Origin of the sequence: Henriciella sp., assembly GCF_049649345.1 — a bacterium.
In the GTDB taxonomy this organism is placed as follows: domain Bacteria; phylum Pseudomonadota; class Alphaproteobacteria; order Caulobacterales; family Hyphomonadaceae; genus Henriciella.
This window is the reverse complement of sequence record NZ_JBARZC010000340.1, coordinates 1-2,990: the sequence shown is the minus strand read 5'-3', so window position 1 is coordinate 2,990 and position 2,990 is coordinate 1. Positions and strand designations below refer to the sequence as shown.

The 2,990-nt window shown below is 61.0% G+C and carries 3 protein-coding genes and 1 pseudogene; 1 reads left to right on the top strand and 3 read right to left on the bottom strand.

Annotated elements, in window-relative coordinates; translation table 11 throughout:
* Window positions 1–65: 65 nt before the first annotated feature.
* Window positions 66–848, top strand: coding sequence for an EAL domain-containing protein (locus tag WA989_RS09320; RefSeq protein ID WP_424340225.1), 783 nt, complete (start codon window positions 66–68; stop codon window positions 846–848).
* Window positions 849–939: 91 nt separating this feature from the next.
* On the opposite strand, the gene WA989_RS09315 is transcribed toward WA989_RS09320, so the two are convergent.
* From WA989_RS09315 to WA989_RS09305, 3 genes and pseudogenes are all read right to left on the bottom strand, one after another.
* Window positions 940–2,358, bottom strand: coding sequence for an NAD(P)(+) transhydrogenase (Re/Si-specific) subunit beta (locus WA989_RS09315; protein WP_424340224.1), 1,419 nt, complete (start codon window positions 2,356–2,358; stop codon window positions 940–942).
* 3 nt (window positions 2,359–2,361) lie between these two features.
* Window positions 2,362–2,667, bottom strand: a complete 306-nt coding sequence (locus WA989_RS09310; protein ID WP_424340226.1) for a proton-translocating transhydrogenase family protein — start codon at window positions 2,665–2,667, stop codon at window positions 2,362–2,364.
* Window positions 2,668–2,726: 59 nt separating this feature from the next.
* Window positions 2,727–2,990 (bottom strand): annotated as a pseudogene (locus WA989_RS09305) (NAD(P)(+) transhydrogenase (Re/Si-specific) subunit alpha); the annotation flags it as partial.

The following is a 2,990-nucleotide window of genomic DNA, read 5'->3' as shown; positions in this document are numbered from 1 at the left end:
GATGAAATGAAAGGAATTTATAACCTTGCAGGGGCATACTCACTTCATTCTACGAAGAGGCCCCCATGAAGACCCCTGATTGCAATCGCTGCCGCGAGAGCCAGACGCTCGATCTCGAAATCACGATGGCTTTCCAGCCCATCCTCAACGTCGCCGACCGGCATGCGCACGCCTATGAGGCGCTTGTGCGCGGCGCCAATGGGGAAGGGGCCGGGACTGTTCTGTCCCAGGTCAGCGAAGCGACGCGCTATTCATTTGACCAGCAGTGCCGGACGTCCGCCATCCGCACCGCGTCCGGTCTTGGTCTGAAAGACCATGAGCATGCGCCGCTACTGTCGATCAATTTCCTGCCCAATGCGGTCTACGAGCCGCGCGCCTGCATCCGCCAGACGCTCGCGGTTGCAATGGAGACTGGCTTTCCTCTCAACCGTATCATGTTCGAGTTCACCGAGAATGAGCGGCTCGACACCGATCATCTCCTGAACATCCTTCGCACATATCGCTCCATGGGTTTCCTGACCGCGATCGACGATTTCGGGGCGGGCTATTCCGGTCTGAACCTGCTGGCAGCGTTCCAGCCAGACTTCATCAAGCTCGACATGGATTTGATCCGCAATGTAGATCGCGACCGTGCCAAACAGGTGATCGTCGACAACGTGCTGACCATGGCGCGCGACCTGGGCGTGACGCCGATCTGCGAAGGCGTGGAGACGGCGGCCGAATGCGAGACGCTTGGCGACATGGGCGTGAGCCTGATGCAGGGCTATTTTTTCGCGCGCCCGGAAATCGAGGCGCTGCCTGCGGCCAGCTGGTCTGGCGATGCGGCGCGGGCCAGCGCTGCAGGATAGAGCGAGGCGGCTCATCTTCTGAAAGATATGAAAAGAAAAGCCCGGCCATTACAGCCGGGCTTTTCTGTTTCTGCACGTCAAACGCTGCCGGCTACAAAGCTTTCACAATATTTTCGACCATTTTCTTCGCATCCGACAGAAGCATCATCGTATTGTCCTTGAAGAACAGCTCGTTCTGGATGCCGGCATAGCCTGACCCCATGGACCGCTTGATGAACAGGACCGTGCCTGCGTCCTCCACGTTGAGGATGGGCATGCCATAGATCGGCGAGGCCGTGTCGGTCTTGGCCGCCGGATTGGTCACGTCATTGGCGCCGATCACGAAGGCCACATCCGACGTGTTGAATTCAGAATTGATGTCTTCGAGCTCGAACACCTCGTCATACGGCACCTGCGCCTCGGCGAGCAGGACGTTCATGTGCCCTGGCATCCGGCCGGCGACCGGATGGATGGCGTATTTTACGTCCACGCCTTCGGCTTTCAGAAGCTCGGCCATTTCCTTTAGCGCGTGCTGGGCCTGCGCCACCGCCATGCCATATCCCGGCACGATGATGACCTTGGAGGCATTCTTCATGATGAAGGCTGCATCGTCGGCAGAGCCCTGCTTGAACGGGCGGTCGACCTGCGCGCCTGCTGCGGCGGCGCCGCCATCCTCCGCGCCGAAGCCGCCCAGGATCACCGAGATGAAGCTCCGGTTCATGCCTTTGCACATGATGTAGGACAGGATCGCGCCGGATGAGCCGACCAGCGCGCCGGTGATGATCAGGGCGAAATTGCCGAGTGTGAAGCCGAGCGCAGCTGCCGCCCAGCCCGAATAGGAATTCAGCATCGAGACGACGACCGGCATGTCGGCCCCGCCAATCGGGATGATCAGCGTGATGCCGAGGATCAGCGCCAGGATGGTAAGCGCCCAGAATGCCCATGTCGCAGCGCCGCTCGACAGGATCAGCACGACGACCAGCGCCACGATGCCTGCGGCAAGCGCGATATTCAGGATATGCCTTGCTGGCAGGATGATCGGCGCGCCCGACATGTTTCCATTCAATTTTGCGAAAGCGATGATAGAGCCGGTAAAGGTCAGCGCGCCAATCGCAGAGCCGACCGAAAGCTCGATCAGCGACACGAAATTGATGTTTCCGACCGTCCCGATGCCGAAACCGAGCGGCGCATAAAGCGCAGCGGCTGCGACAAGCACAGCGGCGAGACCGACCAGAGAGTGGAAGGCGGCGACAAGCTGCGGCATTGCCGTCATGGCGATACGGCGGGCAATGATCGCACCGATCGTGCCGCCAATCGCCGCGCCGCCGATCAAGATGCCCCAGGTCACCGCGTCGAGGCTTTCCCAGAGCAGGACCAGCGTCGTTCCGACGGCGATGGCCATGCCGATCATGCCATTGCGGTTCCCTTTCCGGCTGGTGGCCGGGCTGGAGAGGCCGCGAAGGGCGAGGATGAAGAGGATACCCGCAACGAGATAGAGGAGCGGGGCCCAGGTGTTTGCAAACTGTTCCAAGGTCTACTCCCCCTTCTTCTTGTACATCGCCAGCATGCGCTGGGTGACGAGGAAGCCGCCGAAGATGTTCACGCTGGCAAGCGCCACAGCGAGGCCGCCGAGCGCCTTGGCGATCCAGCCGCCATTGATCAGGCCAGATGCCGCCGCGGCGACAATCGCGCCGACGATGATCACCGAGGAGATCGCATTGGTTACGGCCATGAGCGGGGTGTGAAGGGCCGGGGTCACCGACCAGACGACATAATACCCGACGAAGCAGGCAAGCGCGAAAATCGCGGCCAGGAAGACGGTCGGGTTGAGCGCGTCGATCTCGGCTGCATGCGCCGGCAGGGCGAGGGCCGCTGCCGACAGGATTACGGGGATGGCTTTCATGATTTCAGCCTTTCATTGACGGTTTCTCCGCCGCGCGAAAGCAGCATGGCGGTGACGATTTCGTCATCAGTGTCGAGGTTCAGCGCGCCGTCTTCTGCCGTGATGAGCGGCAGGAAGGCGATCAGATTCTTGGCATAAAGCGAGGAGGAGTCCGCTGGCAGGCGGGCCGGCAGGTTCGAAAATCCGGCCACTTTCACGCCGTTCACATCGACCACCTCATCGGGCTTCGATAGCGGGCAGTTTCCGCCTGCGGCAACCGC